We start from the raw sequence: 18,563 nt of genomic DNA on the forward strand, positions 1-18,563 counted from the left end.
GGTCTGCCCGTACGCCTTGAAAGGATCACCATGACGCCGATTCAGGACATTCAAGTCCTGCGTCACAGCCGGCTCCTGGGAGTCGGTGTGTACCGCCCCGAGCGTTCCGTCCCCAACACCGAGATCGCCGAGCGGACCGGACTCGACCCGGACTGGATCGAGCGACGTTCGGGCATACGCTCCCGTCGCTACGCCTCCGCCGACGAGACCCTGCCCATGATGGCGACCGCCGCCGCCGAGAAGGCGCTCGCCGCGGCCGGCATCGGAGCCGACCAGGTCGGCACGGTCATTCTGGCCACCATCACCTCCATGGAGCAGATGCCCGCCGTGGCCGTGGAGGTCGCGCACCGGCTGCGCGCCGAACAGGCCGCGGCCTTCGACATCTCGGCGGCCTGCGCGGGCTTCTGCCACGCCGTCGCGCTCGCGAGCGACCTGGTCCGCATGGGGCGCTCCGACTACGTGCTGGTCATCGGGGCCGAGCGGATGACCGACATCCTCGACCACTCCGACCGCGACACCGCGTTCCTGTTCGCCGACGGCGCCGGCGCGGTGGTCGTCGGCCCGTCGGAGGAACCGGGGATCGGCCCGGTGGTCTGGCGTGCCGACGGCTCGCGCAACGCCGCGCTGAAGATGACCGCCCCCTGGCACGACGGGACCGGGGAGCGTCCCGACGACAGGCCCGCCATCACCATGTCGGGCTGGAAGGTCTACCGCTGGGCCACCAACGAACTGGTCCCCGCCACTCAGCGGATGCTGGAGCTGGCCGGCGTGACCGCGGACCATCTGGACGCCTTCATTCCGCACCAGGCCAACATGCTCATCACCGACTTCGTCGTGGAGCAGCTGGGCCTCACCGAACGGACGGCCGTCGCCCGTGACATCGTCACCAGCGGCAACAGCTCGGCCGCGTCGATACCGCTGGCCATGGAGGAACTCCTGGCTTCCGGGCAGGCCCCCAGCGGGGGCCTCGCCCTCCTGGTCGGCTTCGGCGCGGGACTGGTCTACGCGGGCCAGGTGGTGCGCCTGCCCTGACCCCGCGGCACAGGCCGCCCCCAGCACAACGCGGGCATCCGGTTCCGGAATGGGCCGGGTGCCCGCTTCATGTCCACAAGGAGGGGTCCACCACGGCGGGCCGTGCCGTGGGGCGAATACGGCGCTGGGCGTACGGCCGCCAGGGACCCGGCGCCGTCAGTCGCCGTTGTCCGTGCGGACGAGTGCAGGGGCCGCTGCCCACAAGGCCGAGCCACCGGCCGGGGAGAGCGGCCAGGGAGCCCTGGCGGAGCCGCCCGAGGCACCGGTGCCGCACTCGGAGACGCGCCGATGCCGGTGGTCACCGAGGTGACGACGGGCCGACGGCGGCGATGCGGCGGGCATACGGATGTGCCGTGGGGAGCGGGCACTCCCCACGGCACACAGCACACGGCACGGCGGACCGCCGGACGGTCAGTACGCGGCGGTCACCTCGAACAGCGCGAACGGGCTCGGGCGTTCGCCGTCCTGGTACGGGCGCAGCGGCGAGGTCGTGCCGCGGTGGGAGGAGCCCGCCTCCCAGTCGTGGAACGCGGCCATGCTCTCCCACTCGCTGAGCACCGCGTACGCACCCGGGTCCGTGACCTCGCGCAGCAACTCGTTGCCCAGCAGTCCCGGCGTACCCGCCAGGTCCTTGCTGATCCGGTGGTACGCCTCCGCCACCGAGGGCACGTCCGCCTCGGCAGCCCGCAGGTACAGCAGGATCCGCACCCGGCCGGCAGTGGTCGGCGCGGCCCCGCTCATCCGGCGACCTCCACCAGGTGCATCATCGCCAGCGAGCCGCCGGTCCGGTACGGATGCAGCTTCTCGCGGTGGCGGACATGCTCCGGACTGCTCTCGAAGGAGAGGAACGACTCGCGGTCCGTCCAGTCGCTCACCACGTAGTACACGGACTCCTCCTGCGCGCTGCGCGCCAGGGTGTGGCCCAGGTTCGCGGGCTGCGCCGTGACCTCCTTGCTGCCCTGCGCCCAGACCTTCTCGAACTCCGCCTCCAGGCCCGGCTTGACCTGGACGGTCAGCAGCACCCGGAAGGAGCCGACCTGCCCCGCCATCTCAGACACCCCCGTCGACATGCAGCGTCTCGCCGTTGACGTACGTGGACAGCTCGCTCGCGAGGAACAGCACGGCGCCGGCGATCTCGTCCGGGCGCCCGAAGCGGCCCAGCGCCATCATGCGCAGGTACCGCTCGTTGTACGCGGCGCGCTGCTCTTCGGTCAGCTCGTCCGGCTCAGAGGTGTCGATGACGCCCGGTGCCACGACGTTGAACCGGATGCCCTTGCCACCGAGTTCCTTGCACAGCGAGCGGGTGAGCCCGACGAGGCCCGCCTTGGAGGCGGTGTAGTGGCCGCGCAGCGGGATGCCCGCCATGGCGCCGCGGGAGCCGATGTTGATCACCGAGGAGCCCTCGCGCAGCAGCGGCAGCGCCTTGCTGATCACCATGAAGGGGCCGGTGAGGTTGGTGGTGACGACCCGCTCCCACTCCTCGAACGGCAGCTCGGCGAACGGGACCTGGCTGATCACACCCGCGTTGTTGACCAGGACGTCCAGCGTCTCGAACCGGCTGCGGCACTCCTGCAGCAGCAGCTCGACCCCCTCGGCGGTGCCGACGTCGGCCCGGACCAGCACGTGGTCGCCGCCGATCTCTTTCAGCTCGCGGGCCAGGCTGTCCACCGCCTCGCCCTCCTGCCGGTAGCAGGTGACCACCGTGGCGCCGGCCTTGGCCAGTGCCAGGACGACGGCCCGCCCGATGCCCCGGCTGCCGCCGGTGACCAGCGCGTTCTTGCCCACCAGTCGAAGTTCCATGCCAACCTCCGTCGTTGTGCGGCCTGCGCCGCGTCGGATCGGTCCGTTCACCGGCCGGCCGGGACGGGGCGGCACTCCAGGACCGCCCAGCGCCCGGCCACCGGCTCGTTCACCAGCTCGAAGCCCGCGGTCGCGAGCAGGGCCCGCCACTGGTCCTCACTGCGCTCCCGCCCGCCGAAGCGGATGAGCATGTCGAGGTCGAGGAGCTTGCCGCGGTCCCACTGGTTGGCGGGCCCCACCAGGAACTCGCAGATCAGCAGCCGCCCTTCGGGGCTGTCCCGGAGCGCGGCGCGGATCCGGCCGAGGATGGCCGCCGCCCGCTCGTCGTCCCAGTCGTGCAGGACGGCCTTGAGCACATACGCGTCCTGGCCCGTGGGCAGCTCCGCGAAGAAGTCGCCCGGGACCACCTCGACGCGGTCCGCGACCCCCGCCTCCTCGAAGAGCTTGGGCGCCTCCTCGACCACGGCCGGGCGGTCGACGAGCGTGCCGCGCACCTGCGCATGGTCCTTGAGCAGCTCCGCGAGGAACCAGCCGCGCCCGCCGCCGATGTCCGCGATCCGGGCGAAGCGGCCGAAGTCGAAGCTGTCGAGCAGCATCCGGGTGGTGGCCCGGCTCATGCCCGTCATCGCGCGGTCGAACAGCGCGCCCGCCTGCGGGTTCTGCTCCAGGTGCGCGAAGAAGCCGTGACCGTAGGCGGCCTCGAAGGCGGGCTCACCCGTCCGCACGGTGTGCATCAGCCGGCCGTACGAGCGCCACAGCATCTCGTCGCCGTTGTAGAGGACCATGTCCCGCTGGCTGCCCGGCACATCGGAGCGCAGGGCCTCGCTCATGTCGGTGAGCGCGTACCGCCCGTCCGGCTGCTCGGCGAACACGCCGAAAGCGGCGGCGACCCGCAGTACGCGGCCCAGGGAGTCCGCGTGGGTGCTGGTGCGCGCGGCCAGCTCCGCGACCGTGAGCGGGCCGCCGGCCAGCTCGTCGGCGATGCCGAGCTCGGCGACCACGTGCAGCACACGGGAGATCCGTTTGCCGTCCGTCAGCAGCAGAAGCCGTACGTGAGGCGGCAGGGCGGCGGTCATCGCCGGGCCGACCACACCGGTCATGGTGTCCACACCTACTCCTAGGCCGAGGGGGTTGGGTGATGGTGCGTCAGGTGAGGGGCGTCAGATGAGTACGGCGGCGGCGCTCACGTTGGCCAGCAGCGCCGCCACGGCGAGCGCGCCCCGCACGCGGTTCCAGCGGATCCAGCGCTCACGGGGGTCGAGGCGGTCGAAGTCGGCCGGCAGGTTCTGCGGATCGAGCGTCGACAGCCAGCGGTTGATCGGCACGTTCTTGGTGAGTGACACCGTCATGGCGGCGAGCAGCAGCAGCGCGCCCACGGCGGCGAGCAGCCGTACGGAGAGCTCAGGCGCGGTGATCGCCAGGGCCACGTCGCACAGCAGGCAGCTGAGCAGCGAGATCGGCATGAAGGGGTCGAACCGGGTGACGAGGCCCTTGTGCACCGGGACGTACATACCGGTGGGCAGGGTCGTGAACAGCGGCGCCGCGAGGACCGAGATGGACAGGCCACCGGCCGCGAGGCCACCGGCGAGCAGAGCCACGGGCATCAGTACCTGGACGACCTCGACCACGAGTCACCTCCCGACCGGGCCACCGCCCGGTGCGGTGGGCTGCTGCCTCGACTGTCGGAGCAGCGGGTCGAAGCGGACTCGAAGACGGCTCGACGATCATCGGCGGCCGGACCGCCTCCCGCGCGAAGCCCTGCCGTCGAGCCCTCCTCCACAGCGAATCGAGCAGGTGAGGGCACGGTGGCGGACACACACCGTCAGGACTGGGAGTCGTGATGCTTGAGGAAGTGCTGACCGGGGTCGTACTCACCGGGACGGGGACCGTCACGGGCATTTTCGTGGCGGTACTCGTCAGCGTGGCCCCCGCAATGTCGGCCATGGGACGTGCCGACTATCTCCAGGCGCATGCCCTGCTGGGCAAGGGCTACCACCCGCTGATGCCGATTCTGGTCAACGTCGTGACGCTCAGCGGCTTCGCCCTCGGCTTTCTCGCCGAGGCGCCCGGCCAGGTGCTGTTCCCGGTGGCGTCCGTGCTGCTCATCGGGGTGCAGGCCGTCTCGCACCTCGGCAATGTCCCGATCAACCGTTCGCTGAGCCGGCTCGCCGCCGACGGCCCCTGGCAGGACCCGAGGCCGCTGTGGCGCGCCTGGCACCGGCTGCGCACGGCGCTGGCCGCGCTCGCCCTGCTCGTCGGCACCGTCGCGGTGCTCGCCACCCGCTGAAGCTCCGCAAGAGGAGGAGAAACCGCCATGCCACTGGACGCGATCACATACCGTGTCCGTCCCGGTCACGAGGACGAACTCGCCGAGGTCTTCGCGCCGCACAACTTCACCCGGGTCGACTCGCCCGTCATCAAGGACACCTCGGGCGAGACCATCGGAATGCTGCTCGGAACCGGCCTCTTCGTCCAGGGGGACACCCTGGTCAGGGTGATCCACCACGACGGTGTGGGCGCCGCCCAGATCGCCCGGCACATGTCGGTGCAGAAGGGCGTCCACGAGGCCGAGCGGGCGATCCTGCCCTATCTCGCCGAGCCGCGTGACACCGAGACGCCGGAGGGCTTCCGGGAGCACTTCCACCGTAGCCTGATGACCGTACTGGAACAGCACAGCCCCGATGAGCGGCCCGCGGCCGGCACCGTCGCCGTACGGTATCCGCTGCGCCCGGGCGCGGGGGACGAGCTGGCCGCCGCCCGTGCGACCGCGAACCGCAGGGCGTCCCTGCCGCTGTCCGACGAGCACCCGACGATCGTCCGCACGGCGCTGTTCCTGCACGAGGACACCCTGGTTCGGGTCGTGCAGTACGACGGCCACCCGTACGACGTGGTCAGCTTCCTGACGGACCGTTGCTTCGGCCAGGACGCCGACCGGTGGCTGGAGCCGTATCTGCGAAACCCGGAGTGGCCCTCCCACCCGGACGCCTATCTGGCGCTCGTCCACGAGCAGGCCATGCTGTCGATCGCGCACATGTCGGTGCTGGGCGTGGACTGACCGGCCGCGCCGCCGAACGGCGAAACCGCCGCCGTGCCCAGGGCACGGCGGCGGTTTCCTGTTCATGCTGTCCCGCCCGTCGTCACACCTCGGGGTGGTCGAACCACTCGCCCAGCTTGGTGCCCATGAGCGGGCTGCCGCGCAGCTTCAGCTTCCCGGTCAGGAACGCCTTGGCTCCGGGCAGCTTGCCGACACCCATGGCCAGCATGTCGGGGAACTTGATCCCGATGGTGATGTCGGGAGCCTCGTGCAGGCCCTTGTCGGTCCGGCAGGTGTCGGCCTCGACGTGCACATAGTGCAGCTTCTGGCCCTCACCGGAGGCGATGTCGAACTGGAAGACGCCCTTTTGCCCCTTCGCCTTCTCCGGGTTGAACTCGGAGACGAGCAGGTCGAATATCAGCGTCAGCGCGGCGTCCAGGCCGCCCTCGCGCCGCGCCACGGCGGCTTCCAGCTCCTTGGCGGGCGTCGACTCGACCAGCTCGATCAGCTCGGCGACCTGTTCCTGCTGTGGACTCATCGGTTCCTCCCGTTTCCTTCAGGCTTCGGCCGCGGTGGCCGGTGACAGTTCCTGGAGTGGTTCGAGCAGCTGCATGTCGCCGTCCGCCCGCATGGGCCACAGCCGCTGCAGATACGCCTGCTGCTCGGAGCTGCGCTCGAAGGCCCGGAAGGACGGCTCGTCGGTCCAGTCGGTCAGCACCGTGTAGTGGCCGCTCTCCCCGCTCAGCCGCAGCAGCTGCTGGCCGTGGTTGTCCGGGAACCGGCGGACGGTCTGCGCATGGGTGCGCCACAGCTGCTCGAACTCCGCCTCGCGACCGGGCACGATCCGGATCCGCAGCAGCACCCGCAGTCCGGGCGTCATCGGCCCACCGTCGCGCGCTCCGCGGCGGCCTTCTCCACCAGCCCCTTGATCCGCGCCATCTCCCGGCGGGTGTTGGTGTTCAGCCGCTCGGCCATCTCCGCGTTCCCGAACGGCAGGCCCGGCCGGACCTCGAACTCCTGCCGCCAGCGCATCTCCACGCCACCGACGGTCTCGGTGTAGGTCCAGTGGAGGTTCATGAACTCGAAGGGGCCCGTCTCGATCCGCCGTGCCCGCACGGTACGGGTGACCGGGTCGGGCGTGCGCTCGGAGACCCAGCTCCAGACCTTGCCGTTCTCGTCGGGGTGCAGCGTGAGCCGGAATCGGATCGTGTCACCGTCGCGTTCGAGGATCTCGGCGGCGGCGTACTCGGAGAACAGCTCCGGCCAGGAGGCGACGTCGTTGGTCATCTCCCACACCAGCTCCATGGGTGCGTCGATGACGATGCTGTTGTCGGTGAGTGCCATGTCAGGCCGCCGCGAGGCTGGTGTTGACGTAGTCGATCACGGCCTTCGGGGTGTCCATGGTCTCGATGGCCTCGTCCGGTATCTGAAGGCCGTACTCCCGCTGGATCTGGCTGGCGATCTCCAGCACCGCGAGGGAGTCGTAGCCGATCTCGGTGAAGGCCGTGCCGAGGTCGGCCTCGGTGAGTTCGAGTTCGTCGACGCAACGGCTTACGATGGTCTTGAGGTCCTCGAAGGTCATGGTGCTGCTCATCTGTTCCTCCTGCAGGGTGCGTCAGGGTCGGTGGCTGAATGGGTGGTGTGGTCGACGACGCGTGGTTCGGGTGTCACACGGACCGCAGGACCACGGCCGCGTTGAAGCCCCCGTAGCCACGGGCCAGGACCAGCGCGGTCCGCAGGCGGGCCTCCCGCGGCTGCCCGGTGACCAGGTCGAGGCGGTGCGCCGCGCACGGCCGGGAATTGACCGACGGCGGGATCACCTGGTCGCGCAGTGCCAGGACGGCGGCTGCGCTGTCGAGCGCCGCGCCACCCGCGTAGAGGCGGCCCGTCATGGTCTTGGGAACCGTGACCGGGACCCCTTCCGGTCCGAAGACCGCGGTGAGGGCCTCGGCCTCCTGCCGGTCGAGTTCCGGCACGCCGTAACCGTCGGCGAAGACGACGTCGATGTCCGGGGCCGCCACCTGGGCGTCGGCCAGGGCGAGTTCGGCCGCGCGACGCAGCCCGGGCGGGCGGCCGGAGCCCGGCTGTGGATCGAAGGTCGCCGCATAGCCGGCGAGTTCGGCGTAGCTGCGCCGCGCACCCCGGGCCCGCGCGTCGTCCCCGCTCTCCAGGACCAGGATCGCGCCGCCCTCGCCGGGCACGTAGCCGCTCGCCTCGTCGTCGAAGGGCACATACGCACGGTCGGGCCGCCGCTCCTGGCTGACTCTGCCGTTCGCCATCTGGCAGACCAGCCCGTACGGGGACAGCGAGGCGTCCGTGCCGCCGGAGACCACCAGCCGCGTGCCCTTGGCCAGGACCCGGCGGGACTGGCCCAGCGCATCCAGCCCGCCCGCCTGCTCCGAGCAGACCACGCCCGAGGGGCCCCGCATGCCGTGCCGGATGGACAGCTGACCGGTCGTCGCCGCGTAGAACCAGGCGATGGACATGTACGCGCCCACCGCCTGCGGGCCCTCCGAGTACAGCTTCTGGAGTTCGCGCTGGCCGAACTCGACACCGCCCGAGGAGTTGGCGGTGATGACGGCCATGTCCAGGTCGGCGAGGGAGCCCGGGTCCACCGCCGCGTCGGCCAGCGCCTCGTTGGTCGCGGCGAAGGCGTACTGCGTCATGGCGTCGGTCTCGCTGACCAGCCGCTGCGGCGCGTGGTCCGCCGGGTCGAACCCGATGGCCTCGCCGGCGACCTGCACCGGATAGCGGTCCGGGTCGAACCGGGAGATCCGGCCGAGGCCCGACTTTCCGTCCAGGGTCGCCTGCCACCACGCCTCGCGGTCCAGGCCGTTGGGGGCGACCACGCCCACCCCGGTGATGACGGGCCCGCTCATGCGATCCTCCTCGGCGAGGTGAGCACCACGGCGCTCTGGAATCCGCCGAACCCGCTGCCCACGCTGAGGACGACGTCCAGCTCCGCCTCGCGCGCGATGCCCGGCACATAGTCCAGATCGCACTCGGGGTCCGGTTCCTCGTAGTTGGCGGTCGGCGGCACGGTGCCCCGGTCGATGGCCAGCGCGCTGGCCGCGATCTCGATCGAGCCGATCGAGCCGAGCGAGTGCCCGACCATCGACTTGATCGAGCTGACTGGGATGTTGTACGCGTGGTCGCCCAGGCTGCGCTTGTACGCGGCGGTCTCGTGCCGGTCGTTCTGCTTGGTGCCGGAACCGTGCGCGTTGGCGTAGTCGATCTCGTCGGGGTTGATCCTGGCCTCGTCGAGCGCGGCGGTGATCGCCTCGCCCATCTCGCGGCCGTCGGGACGCAGGCCCGTCATGTGGTAGCCGTTGGCCCGCGCCGCGTAGCCGGCCACCTCGCAGTAGATCCGGGCACCGCGGCGGCGGGCGTGCTCCAGCTCCTCGATCACGAACACGGCGGAGCCCTCGCCCAGGACCAGGCCGTTGCGCCGCCGGTCGAACGGGCGGCACGCGTGCTCCGGGTCGTCGTTGCTGGTGGAGGAGGCGCGCAGGGTGTCGAAGCAGGACACCGTGATCGGGTAGATCGGCGCGTCCGTGGCCCCCGCCACCATCACGTCGGCGGAGCCCTCACGGATCAGGTCGACGGCGTACCCGACGGCGTCGATGCCCGCGCAGCAGCCGGAGCTGACCACGGTCGCCGGACCCTCGGCCCCGGAGGCCCAGGCCACCTCGGTCGCCAGCGAGCTGGACATCACGTACGAGTACAGGTGCGGCACCATGTACGCCGGGTCGACGAGCCACTCACGGCCGTTGTCACTGACCGTGCGGTACTCCTGCTCCATGGAGATGGCGTTGCCGACGCCGTTGCCGACGCTCACGCCGATCCGGTGCGGGTCCTCCGCCTCGACGTCGAGGCCGCTGTCGCCCATCGCCTCCCGGGCCGCGACCAGCGCGAACTGGCCCGCCCGGTCGGTGCGCCGGATCTCCTGGAAGGACAGCCCGGCCTGCTCGGGGTCGAAGTCGCACTCCGCTCCGATGCGGCTGCGGAACGGCGTCGGGTCGAACAGGGTGATACGGCGGGTGGCCGTACGGCCCTTGACGATCATCTCCCAGAACGCCTGCCGGCCCGGCCGGCCCGGGGCGACGACACCGATGCCGGTGATCACCGCACGTCGGGTCATCGCACGTCCCCCACTTCCGGCAGGGTGCCCTCGCCGGGCAGCGGCTCGCAGTCGACGTGGCCGAGTTCCGGGCGCGGGGCGAGCGGACTGAGGAAGAAGGCGACGAAGGCCTGCTCGTCGTACGGGTTCTCGATGCGGTGCCGGACGCCGATCGGGACCATGAAGGACTCGCCCGGCTCCAGCGTCAGCTCCCGCCCCTCGATGCGGAGCAGGATCCGGCCGCGGATGGTGTGGAAGAACTCCTCGGAGTGCGGATGGTAGTGCTCAGAGACGAACTCGCCCGGCTCCAGCGTGCCTACGCCCATGAACCCCGAGGTGGCTCCACAGGTCTTGGGGCTGAGCAGGACACGCAGATCGCCGCCCCGCTTGCGGTTGGGCGGCACGTCGTCGATGGCGACCTTCGTCAGGTCTGTGGTCTGCATGGGTGCTCCACATAGGGGGAGTGGGGACGGACGTCCCGGGAGCCGGGACGGGAGTGCGGCGGTGGTGGACTCAGGGCGTCCAGCTGTAGAAGGGCTCGGCCATGGAGTCCTTGGGCTCGCGCCATGACGGGTCGTACGGCGTCATGTACTGCTGGAGGCGGGTGTTGATGTCCTGGTACAGCGGGTGGCTGCGGGCCTTGTAGAGGCTGTCGTTGATGGCCTCCTCGGCCTCCACGAGGTGGAAGTACAGGCCGTGGAAGCGGAACAGCGTGCGCCGCTGGACGCCGATCATGTGCGGCAGGTCGGTCGCGTCGGACTCGGCGAACAGAGCGGCCACCTTGTCCGCGTCGTCGTGATGCATCCGCGCGACGATGAGCGTGCGATGAGCCATGAGACTCCTTCGGTCGGTGCCCGGAGCGGTCGGGCCGGTGGAGTCCAGGCTGTACGGGGAGACTTGAGACGGTGTCCAAAAGAACTCGACGTCAGATTTGAGCCGTTCTGCGGGCGAGGAGCACGGCCGTGACGGCGGCGGCTGCGGCGAAACCTCCCAGGTAGACCCACAGCGGCAGGACACCCACGAGATGCGACAACTGGCCACCCGTGCCGCCGCCGAGTGCCGCGCCCAGGTAGAAGAGGCCCATCATCCGGCTGTTGTGGCCCTTCGGGGTCGACTCCGCGGTGGTACTCAGTCCGACCGGGCCGAAGACCAGCTCACCGCACGTCATGCACAGGAACGCGGCGAGCAGCCACAGGGCGGACACGCGTGCGTCCCCGTCGCCCGTGAGCCAGGCGCCGACCGAGAGGACGGCGAAGCCCCCCGCCGCGCAGAACAGGCCCACGGCGAACTTCCGTACGACACCGACCCTGGTCCCGAGCCGCACCCACAGCCAGGCGAACAGCGGCGCGAGCAGCAGCAGGAACAACGGGTGGGCGGACTGGAACCAGCTCGCGGGAACCGTGAACCCCGCGATGTCCCGGTCCGTGTGCTCCCGGGCGAACAGGCTGAAGACCGACCCGAGTTGGCTGTACATCGCCCAGAACAGCACGGACGGCACGAAGATCCGCCTGAAGGCGCGGACCCGGGCCCGTTCCGCCTCGTCGACGTCCCGGCCGCGCATCAGCCGCTGGAAGTACCAGACGGGCGCGACGAGCGCGGCAAGCCCGCAGACCGCGAGCACGGGGCGCAACGGAAGCCCACCCGCCGCCGCGACCCCGGCGACGAGCAGCACCGCGCCCGCCAGTGCCACCCAGGCGCCCCGGACCAGCCGGCGCAGCGCGGCCGGCGGCAGCGGACGGCTGGGCCCCGTCCGGGCCCCGCGCAGCGACGGGGCGCCGTGCAGGTACTGGAGCACGCCGAAGGCCATGCCGACCGCCGCGGCACCGAACCCCAGATGCCAATTGACGCGCTCGCCCAGCGCCCCGGTGACCAGCGGGCCGATGAGGGCACTGACCTGGATGCTCATGTAGAAGAGGGAGAAGGCCGCCTGGCGCTGCGAGCTGCTGGCACCCGGGTTCATCTGGTCGAACATCACGGGCAGGTTGGGCTTGAGCAGCCCCGTGCCGCAGGCGACCAGCAGCAGCCCGAGATAGAAGGTGGTGTGCGCCGGTACGGCCATGCAGACGTGGCCGGCCGCGATGACCAGGGCCCCGCTCAGCATCGCCCGGTGGGTGCCCAGCACCCGGTCGCCGAGCCAGCCACCGGGCATGGCGGCCAGGAACGACGCCGAGATGTAGAGGCCGAACAGCGCCCCTGCCGTGCCGTCTGACAGCCCCAGGCCGCCCTGAGCGGCGGGCGCTGTCGCGTAGAGGAACAGCAGAGCCTGCATGCCGTAGAAGCTGAACCGCTCCCACATGTCCGTCATGAACAGAGTGCTGAACCAACGCTCGCGGAACATCGCCCGCACCGGCCGGGTGGAACCTGTCGCCGGCGCCGGGGCATGGGTCGCGGGTGCCACGCTGTCCGAGGTCATCGCGGCCCCCTCACAGCGCTATCCCGCCGTCGATCTGCACCACTTGCCCCGTGATGTAGTCGGCGTCGTCGGACAGCAGGAACGCGACCAGCGCGGCGACGGACTCCGCGGTGCCGAACCGGCCCATGGCGACCTTCCCCGCGGCGGCCTCGCGGGCCTTGGCCGTCATGCCGTCCAGCATGTCGGTCTCGATGAACCCGGGCGCCACCGCGTTGACCCGCACCCCGTAGGGCGCGACCTCCTTCGCGAGCGCCCGCGTGAGGCCGTTCAGCCCGGCCTTGGCCGTCGCGTAGTTGGTCTGCCCCGGGTTGCCGTAGACACCGATGACCGACGACACGTTCACGATCGCACCGGACCTGCGGGTGATCAGCCCGCGCAGCACCGAGCGGCTGACGTTGAACGTCCCGTCCAGGCTGGTGCCGACCACGGCGGCCCAGTCCTGCGCCGACATCAGCGCCATCGGGCGGTCCCGCAGCACACCGGCCGAGTTGACGACGGCGTACGGCGCGCCCAGCTTCTCCTCCGTCGCGCCGACGAACGCGCGCACGGCCTCGGCGTCGGTGACATCGCAGACGGCGTGGTGGACCGCGGCCCCGGCCTCGGTGACCAGGCGGGCCGTCTCCAGCGCCGCCTCGTCGGCGGACCGCGAGCAGAATCCGATGTCGTAGCCCTCCCGCGCCAGCCGGACCGCGATCGCGCGGCCGATGCCCCGCGACCCGCCCGTGACCAGCGCACAACGCCTCTCCTGCATCATCTGGCCCTCTCTGTCGCTCACTTGGGCCGGGCGGCTGCCACGGCCCAGGCGAGCATGGTCGAGCCGCCTCGAGGGAGGCTCGACGGACGCGGTCCACGCTGACCGCATGGTGGAGAACCTCTTCGAACAGAACGTGCTGTGGGCCGTGCTGGCCGCCGTCTTCTGGGGCTTCGCGGCCCGCGGCGCGCGGCTCCTGGCGCTCCGCGGCACCGCGCGCTCGATCCGGCGCAGGGCCCGGCTCGGCCTGGTCCTGCTGGGCATATGCCTGCTGGTGCTCGCGCTGCGGGTCGCCCTCGCCCTCGCGCTCGCCGGGGCCGCGGGGTGGCGGGCGGCCGACGACTTCGTGCTCTTCGCGGCCGTGCCGCCCGTACTGGCCGCCGTCGCGGTCGCCGCGCTCGCGGTGCCCGCCTACTGGCGACTGGCCCGCACCACACGGGAGACGGACACAGAGGAGACCGCGCTGCGCCGCGCCGCCGCTCAGGCCCGGCTGGTCGTCCCGGTCCGGGCCTGCTTCGTCACCGTCCTCGCCGGTGCGCTGTTCACCCTGCATCCGCCCGCCCCGCCGTACGCGGGCGTCTTCGTCCTTCAGACAGCGGTGCTGGCCGTGATCGCGGGCGGGCTGCTCCTGCTCCAGCAGTCCCGCCGGACCGCCATGGCGGCCCCCGACTGGCGGCTGCCCGGCCGGGCCAGGCGGCTGCTGCGGTCCACCGCCGCGGTGACCTGCGTCGCCGTGCTGTCCGTCGGCGGCTGCACGCTCATGGCGCAGCAGAGCCGGGTGCCGGGCCGCATGGACGAGTCCCACCACCTGCACACGTACGACGCGGGCGGCGGCCCGGCGGCCGGACAGGTGCCCGTGCGCGACCTCACCACCCTCACCGGGCCACGGACCGGCGAGCCGGACCGGCGCTTCACACTCACCGCGACCGAGCGCACCCGGCGCCTCGCCTCGGGCGAGAAGGTGGCCGCTCTCGCCTTCAACGACCGGCTCCCCGGCCCCGAACTCCGGGTGCGCCGGGGCGAACTGGTGGAGGTGGTGCTGGTCAACCGGAACGTCCCGGACGGAGTCACGCTGCACTGGCACGGCGTGGACGTACCCAACGCCGAGGACGGCGTGGCCGGGGTCACCCAGGACGCGGTACGGCCGGGCGGACGCCATGTGTACCGCTTCCGGCCGGACCGTGCGGGCACCTTCTGGTACCACTCGCACCAGCAGTCCAGTACGGCGGTGGCGCGCGGCCTGTTCGGCGCGCTGATCGTGGAGGAGCCGGACGCGCGGCCACCGGGCCTGGACCGGACCGTCGTCGCGCACGCCTGGGCCGTCGACGGCGTGAAAGGGCAGGCCGGACCGCCCCGGGGCGCCGGCGGCGGCGCACTCAGCGGCCGCAACGGGCAGCTCGGCGGCCCGCTGCGCACCGCGTTCGGCGACGACACCCGGGCGCAGCGCGAGAAGGTGCCCGTCGGCACCCCGGTCCGGCTGCGTCTGGTCAACGCCGACAACTGCCCCCGTACCTACTCGCTCGCCGGAACCGCCTTCAAGGTCGTCGCGATCGACGGCAACGACGTCTTGGGCCCCACGGACGTCAGGGACCGGCGGCTGCGCGTCGCGGGCGGCGGCCGCTACGACGTCACCTTCCGCCAGCCGGCCGGGCCCGTACAGCTGACCGTGGTCGGTGACGCCAACGCCGTGGGCGCCTCGGGCGGCTTCGAGGGCTGCGGCGAGGACGGGGCGTACGGGGAGGGAAGGACGGAAACGGCGTCCCTGCTGCTCGATCCCACCGGCGCCGCGGAGCCCCCGCCCGCCGTCACCGGCCCGCTCTTCGACCCGCTCCACTACGGCGCCCGCGCGGGCACTCCGTTCGGCCCCGGGACGGCGTACGACCGGGACTTCCACCTGGTGCTCGGCAACAGCTTCGGGTTCTTCGACGGCAGCCCGATGGTGCTGTGGACGGTCAACAACGCCGTCTACCCCGACATCCCCGCCCTGCTGGTACGGGAGGGGGACCGGGTGCGCACCACGTTCGTCAACCGGAGCCTCGACGACCATCCCATGCATCTGCACGGTCACCGCATGCTCGTCCTCTCCCGCGACGGCGAGCGCGCGACCGGCAGCCCGTGGTGGACCGACACGCTGAACGTGGCGCCCGGCGAGCGGTACGAGGTCGCGTTCACGGCCGGCAACCCCGGTCTGTGGATGGATCACTGCCACAACCTCGACCACGCCCGCGACGGAATGGTGCTGCACCTGGCCTACGACGGCGTGCGCACCCCCTACGAGGCGGGCAGATCCACCGGCAACCTTCCGGAGTGACCGTCCCGGAGGTCCCGGGGCCGTCCGGTCTCCCGGGGGGCCGCTCCCACCTCCGCCAGCAGCCGCTCCCGCGCCGCGCGCACGCTCCGCCGGTCCGCCTCGGGCCCCCGGGCGCGGGGCGGCAGCGAGGTGACGACCGCGCTGCGGCCCGAACGCACGGCCTCATGCCCCCGGGCCAGCACGGCCAGGGTCTGCGCGGGGCCCGCCTCGACCAGCAGCCGGTCGTCGTCCCGCACCACCCGCTCCAGCGTCGGCCAGAACATCACCGCGGCCGTCGGCTGCACCGCCCAGAACGCGGGGCTGACCGCTTCCTCAGGGCTGAGCGGCCGCGCGGTGTAGGCGGAGTAGACGGGTACCCGCGGCGGGCACAGGCGCATTCGGCGGATCAGCGCCTCGGTCTTCGCCACGACCGGCGCCAGCGCGGGACTGTGGTACGGACTGCGCGTGGCGAGCCGCCGGCACGTCCTGCCGTCCGCCGCCAGGCGGCGCGCCACCGCGCGCAGCGGCTCCTCCGGGCCGGAGAGCACCGTGTGCCGCGGGGCGTTCACCGCGCCCACCACCACACCGTCCCGCAGGTATCCGGTCAGTTCCTCCGGTGCCGCCGCCACCGCGAGCATCCCGCCCACCGGGGTCTCACGCTGCATCAGGACGCGTTCCCACAGCAGCCGGACCGCGTCCTCCAGCCCGAACACCCCGGCGAGCACGGCGGCCGTGAACTCGCCCATGCTGTGCCCGAGATAGGCGTCCGGGCGGACGCCCCAGCTCTCGACCAGGCGTCCCAAGGCGTAGTTCACGGCGAACAGCAGGGGAGCGGAGCGCGTGTCGGCGTCCATCGGCACGGCAGGCTCGTCGGCCAGCCAGTCGGACCGTACGGCGTCGCCCTCCGCGCCCAGCAGGGCCAGGACCGTATCGACACCGTCGGTGAAGACCGGTTCGTGACCGTAGAGTCCGGCTGCCATGCGCGCGTGCTGCGCACCCGTTCCCGGGAACATGAGGACGATCGAGCGCCGGTGAAGGTCTGTCATGGCTCAAGGCTGGACGGCCCGGGTCGAGCCGGACTCCACCCGGGTGTACAGAGGCCGTTGAGGCTGCCTTGAGCGGGCGCGCGCACGCTGGGAGCCATGAGCGTTGTCGAGAAAGAGCCGACTACAGCCGCGGCTGTCGAGGACGGGCACCTGCGTGACCGTGCCGCCGAGCTCGCCGAGCTGCACGAGAGCGTGCGCCGGGGCCCGAGCGACCGGGCGACCGAGGCGCAGCACGCCAAGGGGAAGCTGACCGCGCGCGAGCGCATCGCGCTGCTCTTCGACGACGGTACGTTCACCGAGGTCGAAGAGCTGCGGCGGCACCGGGCCACCGGCTTCGGCCTGGAGGACCGCCGTCCGCACACGGACGGCGTCGTCACCGGCTGGGGACGGGTCCTGGGCCGTACCGTGTTCGCGTACGCCCACGATTTCCGGATCTTCGGCGGTGCCCTGGGGGAGGCTCACGCGGAGAAGATCCACAAGCTGATGGACCTGGCGGAGGCCGCCGGTTGTCCGGTCGTCGGCCTGTGCGACGGAGCCGGCGCCAGGATCCAGGAAGGCGTCACCGCGCTCGCCGGCTACGGCGGCATCTTCTCCCGCAACGTCCGCAACTCCGGGGTCATCCCGCAGATCAGCGTGATCCTCGGGCCGTGTGCCGGCGGCGCCGCCTACTCCCCGGCACTGACCGACTTCGTCTTCATGGTGCGGGGCATCGCGCAGATGTTCATCACCGGACCCGACGTGGTGCAGGCGGTGACCGGCGAGGTCATCTCGCACGACGCGCTCGGCGGCGCCGACACCCACGCGACGCTCTCCGGCGTGGCCCACTTCGCGTACGACGACGAGGAGTCCTGCCTCGAGGACGTCCGCCACCTGCTGTCCCTGCTGCCGTCCAACAACCGCGAGCTCGCCCCGGCCGAGCCCGCCACCGACCCGGCGGACCGCCGCACCGAGGCGCTGCTCGACCTGGTCCCGGCCGACCCCGGCCGGGCGTACGACATGCGGCCGGTGATCGCGGAGATCGTCGACGACGGCGACTTCCTCGAGATCCAGGAGGCCTGGGCGACCAACGTCGTCTGCGCCCTGGCCCGCCTGGACGGCCAGGTGGTCGGAATCGTCGCCAACCAGCCCGCCTCGTACGCGGGCGTGCTGAACATCCACGCGTCGGAGAAGGCCGCCCGCTTCGTCCAGACCTGCGACTCCTTCAACATCCCGCTCGTCACCCTTGTGGACGTCCCCGGCTTCCTGCCCGGCATCGACCAGGAGCACGGCGGCATCATCCGCCACGGCGCCAAGCTGCTCTACGCCTACTGCAACGCCACGGTGCCGCGCGTCCAGCTGATCCTGCGCAAGGCGTACGGCGGTGCCTACATCGTCATGGACTCCCGCTCCATCGGCGCCGACATCTCCCTGGCCTGGCCCAGCAACGAGATCGCCGTGATGGGGGCCGAGGGAGCCGCGAACGTCGTCTTCCGGCGGGAGATCGTGAACGCACCCGACCCGGAGGCGACCCGCGCGCGCCTGGTCAAGGAGTACCGCACGGAGCTGATGCACCCGTACTACGCGGCCGAGCGCGGTCTCGTGGACAGCGTGATCGACCCGGCCGAGACCCGGATCCGGCTCATCGGGGCCCTGGAGATGCTCCGCACCAAGCATGCCCCCCTCCCCAGCCGCAAGCACGGAAACCAACCACAGTGAGCGACACGACCGACACCACCGGCCTCCTGCGGATCACCCGCGGGACACCGGAACCCGAGGAACTGGCGGCCCTCCTGCTGGCCCTGCACGCCCTGTCCGCGGCCGCCCGGCACGACAGCACCGGACCCCAGGAGGCCCCGTCCCCGGCCCCGGGCTGGTCCGCCCGCCGTACCCCGATACGGCGGGAGCCATGGACCGACCGCCACCAGCAGTGGCCACCGCCCGCCGCATGGGATCGCGGCCGTGACATGGTGCGCCAAGCGACAGTTCGGTGAGAAGGTTCCTCGACCACGTCCTGCCGCGCCTCAGGTCCGGCAGGTGATCGCCGAAGCGATCCGGAACCCCGCAAGACCTGGCCGTGGCCACATACGCCGGCGTGCGG

The 18,563-nt window shown here is 71.7% G+C and carries 22 protein-coding genes; 6 read left to right on the forward strand and 16 right to left on the reverse strand.

Going from position 1 to position 18,563, the window contains the following annotated elements:
* The first annotated feature begins 30 nt into the window (after nt 1-30).
* On the forward strand, nt 31-1,032 hold the full coding sequence (locus ACP4J3_RS01805; protein ID WP_426529562.1) for a beta-ketoacyl-ACP synthase 3: 1,002 nt from the start codon (nt 31-33) through the stop codon (nt 1,030-1,032).
* A 411-nt stretch (nt 1,033-1,443) separates the two neighbouring features.
* On the opposite strand, the gene ACP4J3_RS01810 is transcribed toward ACP4J3_RS01805, so the two are convergent.
* From ACP4J3_RS01810 to ACP4J3_RS01830, 5 genes are read right to left on the reverse strand one after another with little or no spacing between them, the layout of a single operon-like run.
* Nucleotides 1,444-1,773: an antibiotic biosynthesis monooxygenase family protein gene (locus tag ACP4J3_RS01810; RefSeq protein ID WP_426529564.1), complete on the reverse strand. Its 330-nt coding sequence runs from the start codon at nt 1,771-1,773 to the stop codon at nt 1,444-1,446.
* Nucleotides 1,770-2,081, reverse strand: coding sequence for an antibiotic biosynthesis monooxygenase family protein (locus ACP4J3_RS01815; protein WP_426529566.1), 312 nt, complete (start codon nt 2,079-2,081; stop codon nt 1,770-1,772). Before ACP4J3_RS01815 ends, ACP4J3_RS01810 begins: the two co-directional genes overlap by 4 nt.
* Before the next feature lies 1 nt (nt 2,082).
* Nucleotides 2,083-2,832 carry an SDR family NAD(P)-dependent oxidoreductase gene (locus ACP4J3_RS01820; RefSeq protein ID WP_426529568.1) on the reverse strand — a complete coding sequence of 250 codons (750 nt, stop codon included), beginning with the start codon at nt 2,830-2,832 and terminating at the stop codon, nt 2,083-2,085.
* 47 nt (nt 2,833-2,879) lie between these two features.
* Nucleotides 2,880-3,932 carry a methyltransferase gene (locus ACP4J3_RS01825; protein WP_426529784.1) on the reverse strand — a complete coding sequence of 351 codons (1,053 nt, stop codon included), beginning with the start codon at nt 3,930-3,932 and terminating at the stop codon, nt 2,880-2,882.
* Between the two features lie 60 nt (nt 3,933-3,992).
* Nucleotides 3,993-4,460, reverse strand: coding sequence for an anthrone oxygenase family protein (locus ACP4J3_RS01830; RefSeq protein WP_426529570.1), 468 nt, complete (start codon nt 4,458-4,460; stop codon nt 3,993-3,995).
* 212 nt (nt 4,461-4,672) lie between these two features.
* On the opposite strand from ACP4J3_RS01830, the gene ACP4J3_RS01835 reads away from it, so the two are divergent.
* Both ACP4J3_RS01835 and ACP4J3_RS01840 read left to right on the forward strand, forming a co-directional pair.
* Nucleotides 4,673-5,119, forward strand: a complete 447-nt coding sequence (locus ACP4J3_RS01835; protein ID WP_426529572.1) for an anthrone oxygenase family protein — start codon at nt 4,673-4,675, stop codon at nt 5,117-5,119.
* Nucleotides 5,120-5,146: 27 nt separating this feature from the next.
* Nucleotides 5,147-5,887 (forward strand): SchA/CurD-like domain-containing protein, encoded by a 741-nt coding sequence (locus ACP4J3_RS01840; RefSeq protein WP_426529574.1) that lies wholly within the window; start codon nt 5,147-5,149, stop codon nt 5,885-5,887.
* Between the two features lie 82 nt (nt 5,888-5,969).
* Here ACP4J3_RS01840 and ACP4J3_RS01845 read toward each other — a convergent pair whose 3' ends face one another.
* From ACP4J3_RS01845 to fabG, 10 genes are all read right to left on the reverse strand, one after another.
* Complete coding sequence (locus ACP4J3_RS01845; protein WP_426529576.1) at nt 5,970-6,404, reverse strand: SCP2 sterol-binding domain-containing protein; 435 nt, start codon at nt 6,402-6,404, stop codon at nt 5,970-5,972.
* Between the two features lie 18 nt (nt 6,405-6,422).
* Nucleotides 6,423-6,746 carry an antibiotic biosynthesis monooxygenase family protein gene (locus ACP4J3_RS01850; RefSeq protein WP_426529578.1) on the reverse strand — a complete coding sequence of 108 codons (324 nt, stop codon included), beginning with the start codon at nt 6,744-6,746 and terminating at the stop codon, nt 6,423-6,425.
* Nucleotides 6,743-7,210, reverse strand: a complete 468-nt coding sequence (locus ACP4J3_RS01855; protein WP_426529580.1) for an SRPBCC family protein — start codon at nt 7,208-7,210, stop codon at nt 6,743-6,745. Before ACP4J3_RS01855 ends, ACP4J3_RS01850 begins: the two co-directional genes overlap by 4 nt.
* 1 nt (nt 7,211) lies before the next feature.
* The gene (locus ACP4J3_RS01860; protein ID WP_426529582.1) at nt 7,212-7,460 is read right to left on the reverse strand and encodes an acyl carrier protein; all 249 of its coding nucleotides are present in this window, start codon (nt 7,458-7,460) and stop codon (nt 7,212-7,214) included.
* A 73-nt stretch (nt 7,461-7,533) separates the two neighbouring features.
* Nucleotides 7,534-8,745 (reverse strand): ketosynthase chain-length factor, encoded by a 1,212-nt coding sequence (locus ACP4J3_RS01865; protein ID WP_426529584.1) that lies wholly within the window; start codon nt 8,743-8,745, stop codon nt 7,534-7,536.
* A complete protein-coding gene (locus ACP4J3_RS01870) occupies nt 8,742-10,007 on the reverse strand; it encodes a beta-ketoacyl-[acyl-carrier-protein] synthase family protein (protein ID WP_426529586.1) in 1,266 nt (421 codons plus the stop codon). The genes ACP4J3_RS01865 and ACP4J3_RS01870 overlap by 4 nt, the downstream gene beginning before the upstream one ends.
* On the reverse strand, nt 10,004-10,429 hold the full coding sequence (locus ACP4J3_RS01875; protein WP_426529588.1) for a cupin domain-containing protein: 426 nt from the start codon (nt 10,427-10,429) through the stop codon (nt 10,004-10,006). Before ACP4J3_RS01875 ends, ACP4J3_RS01870 begins: the two co-directional genes overlap by 4 nt.
* Nucleotides 10,430-10,499: 70 nt before the next feature.
* The gene (locus tag ACP4J3_RS01880; RefSeq protein WP_426529590.1) at nt 10,500-10,820 is read right to left on the reverse strand and encodes a TcmI family type II polyketide cyclase; all 321 of its coding nucleotides are present in this window, start codon (nt 10,818-10,820) and stop codon (nt 10,500-10,502) included.
* 91 nt (nt 10,821-10,911) lie between these two features.
* Nucleotides 10,912-12,399: a peptide MFS transporter gene (locus ACP4J3_RS01885; RefSeq protein WP_426529592.1), complete on the reverse strand. Its 1,488-nt coding sequence runs from the start codon at nt 12,397-12,399 to the stop codon at nt 10,912-10,914.
* Between the two features lie 10 nt (nt 12,400-12,409).
* Complete coding sequence (fabG, locus tag ACP4J3_RS01890; RefSeq protein WP_426529786.1) at nt 12,410-13,150, reverse strand: 3-oxoacyl-ACP reductase FabG; 741 nt, start codon at nt 13,148-13,150, stop codon at nt 12,410-12,412.
* A gap of 109 nt (nt 13,151-13,259) precedes the next feature.
* On the opposite strand from fabG, the gene ACP4J3_RS01895 reads away from it, so the two are divergent.
* Nucleotides 13,260-15,461, forward strand: a complete 2,202-nt coding sequence (locus tag ACP4J3_RS01895) for a multicopper oxidase family protein (RefSeq protein ID WP_426529594.1) — start codon at nt 13,260-13,262, stop codon at nt 15,459-15,461.
* Here ACP4J3_RS01895 and ACP4J3_RS01900 read toward each other — a convergent pair.
* Nucleotides 15,422-16,486 carry an acyltransferase domain-containing protein gene (locus tag ACP4J3_RS01900; protein WP_426529596.1) on the reverse strand — a complete coding sequence of 355 codons (1,065 nt, stop codon included), beginning with the start codon at nt 16,484-16,486 and terminating at the stop codon, nt 15,422-15,424. The genes ACP4J3_RS01895 and ACP4J3_RS01900 overlap by 40 nt on opposite strands.
* A 96-nt stretch (nt 16,487-16,582) precedes the next feature.
* Here ACP4J3_RS01900 and ACP4J3_RS01905 point away from each other — a divergent pair, with 96 nt between their 5' ends.
* Nucleotides 16,583-18,181, forward strand: coding sequence for an acyl-CoA carboxylase subunit beta (locus tag ACP4J3_RS01905; RefSeq protein WP_426529598.1), 1,599 nt, complete (start codon nt 16,583-16,585; stop codon nt 18,179-18,181).
* Complete coding sequence (locus ACP4J3_RS01910; protein WP_426529600.1) at nt 18,178-18,456, forward strand: acyl-CoA carboxylase epsilon subunit; 279 nt, start codon at nt 18,178-18,180, stop codon at nt 18,454-18,456. Before ACP4J3_RS01905 ends, ACP4J3_RS01910 begins: the two co-directional genes overlap by 4 nt.
* The last annotated feature ends 107 nt before the right edge of the window (nt 18,457-18,563 follow it).

Origin of the sequence: Streptomyces sp. UG1 (assembly GCF_049974585.1) — a bacterium.
Lineage (GTDB): Bacteria > Actinomycetota > Actinomycetes > Streptomycetales > Streptomycetaceae > Streptomyces.

Bases quoted from the DNA above. Each gene is read 5' to 3' on its own strand.
- ACP4J3_RS01805 (WP_426529562.1), top strand. From the start codon at position 31: ATGACGCCGATTCAGGACATTCAAGTCCTGCGTCACAGCCGGCTCCTG.
- ACP4J3_RS01810 (WP_426529564.1), bottom strand. From the start codon at position 1,773: ATGAGCGGGGCCGCGCCGACCACTGCCGGCCGGGTGCGGATCCTGCTG.
- ACP4J3_RS01815 (WP_426529566.1), bottom strand. From the start codon at position 2,081: ATGGCGGGGCAGGTCGGCTCCTTCCGGGTGCTGCTGACCGTCCAGGTC.
- ACP4J3_RS01820 (WP_426529568.1), bottom strand. From the start codon at position 2,832: ATGGAACTTCGACTGGTGGGCAAGAACGCGCTGGTCACCGGCGGCAGC.
- ACP4J3_RS01825 (WP_426529784.1), bottom strand. From the start codon at position 3,932: ATGACCGGTGTGGTCGGCCCGGCGATGACCGCCGCCCTGCCGCCTCAC.
- ACP4J3_RS01835 (WP_426529572.1), top strand. From the start codon at position 4,673: ATGCTTGAGGAAGTGCTGACCGGGGTCGTACTCACCGGGACGGGGACC.
- ACP4J3_RS01840 (WP_426529574.1), top strand. From the start codon at position 5,147: ATGCCACTGGACGCGATCACATACCGTGTCCGTCCCGGTCACGAGGAC.
- ACP4J3_RS01845 (WP_426529576.1), bottom strand. From the start codon at position 6,404: ATGAGTCCACAGCAGGAACAGGTCGCCGAGCTGATCGAGCTGGTCGAG.
- ACP4J3_RS01850 (WP_426529578.1), bottom strand. From the start codon at position 6,746: ATGACGCCCGGACTGCGGGTGCTGCTGCGGATCCGGATCGTGCCCGGT.
- ACP4J3_RS01855 (WP_426529580.1), bottom strand. From the start codon at position 7,210: ATGGCACTCACCGACAACAGCATCGTCATCGACGCACCCATGGAGCTG.
- ACP4J3_RS01860 (WP_426529582.1), bottom strand. From the start codon at position 7,460: ATGAGCAGCACCATGACCTTCGAGGACCTCAAGACCATCGTAAGCCGT.
- ACP4J3_RS01865 (WP_426529584.1), bottom strand. From the start codon at position 8,745: ATGAGCGGGCCCGTCATCACCGGGGTGGGCGTGGTCGCCCCCAACGGC.
- ACP4J3_RS01870 (WP_426529586.1), bottom strand. From the start codon at position 10,007: ATGACCCGACGTGCGGTGATCACCGGCATCGGTGTCGTCGCCCCGGGC.
- ACP4J3_RS01875 (WP_426529588.1), bottom strand. From the start codon at position 10,429: ATGCAGACCACAGACCTGACGAAGGTCGCCATCGACGACGTGCCGCCC.
- ACP4J3_RS01880 (WP_426529590.1), bottom strand. From the start codon at position 10,820: ATGGCTCATCGCACGCTCATCGTCGCGCGGATGCATCACGACGACGCG.
- ACP4J3_RS01885 (WP_426529592.1), bottom strand. From the start codon at position 12,399: ATGACCTCGGACAGCGTGGCACCCGCGACCCATGCCCCGGCGCCGGCG.
- fabG (WP_426529786.1), bottom strand. From the start codon at position 13,150: ATGCAGGAGAGGCGTTGTGCGCTGGTCACGGGCGGGTCGCGGGGCATC.
- ACP4J3_RS01895 (WP_426529594.1), top strand. From the start codon at position 13,260: ATGGTGGAGAACCTCTTCGAACAGAACGTGCTGTGGGCCGTGCTGGCC.
- ACP4J3_RS01900 (WP_426529596.1), bottom strand. From the start codon at position 16,486: ATGACAGACCTTCACCGGCGCTCGATCGTCCTCATGTTCCCGGGAACG.
- ACP4J3_RS01905 (WP_426529598.1), top strand. From the start codon at position 16,583: ATGAGCGTTGTCGAGAAAGAGCCGACTACAGCCGCGGCTGTCGAGGAC.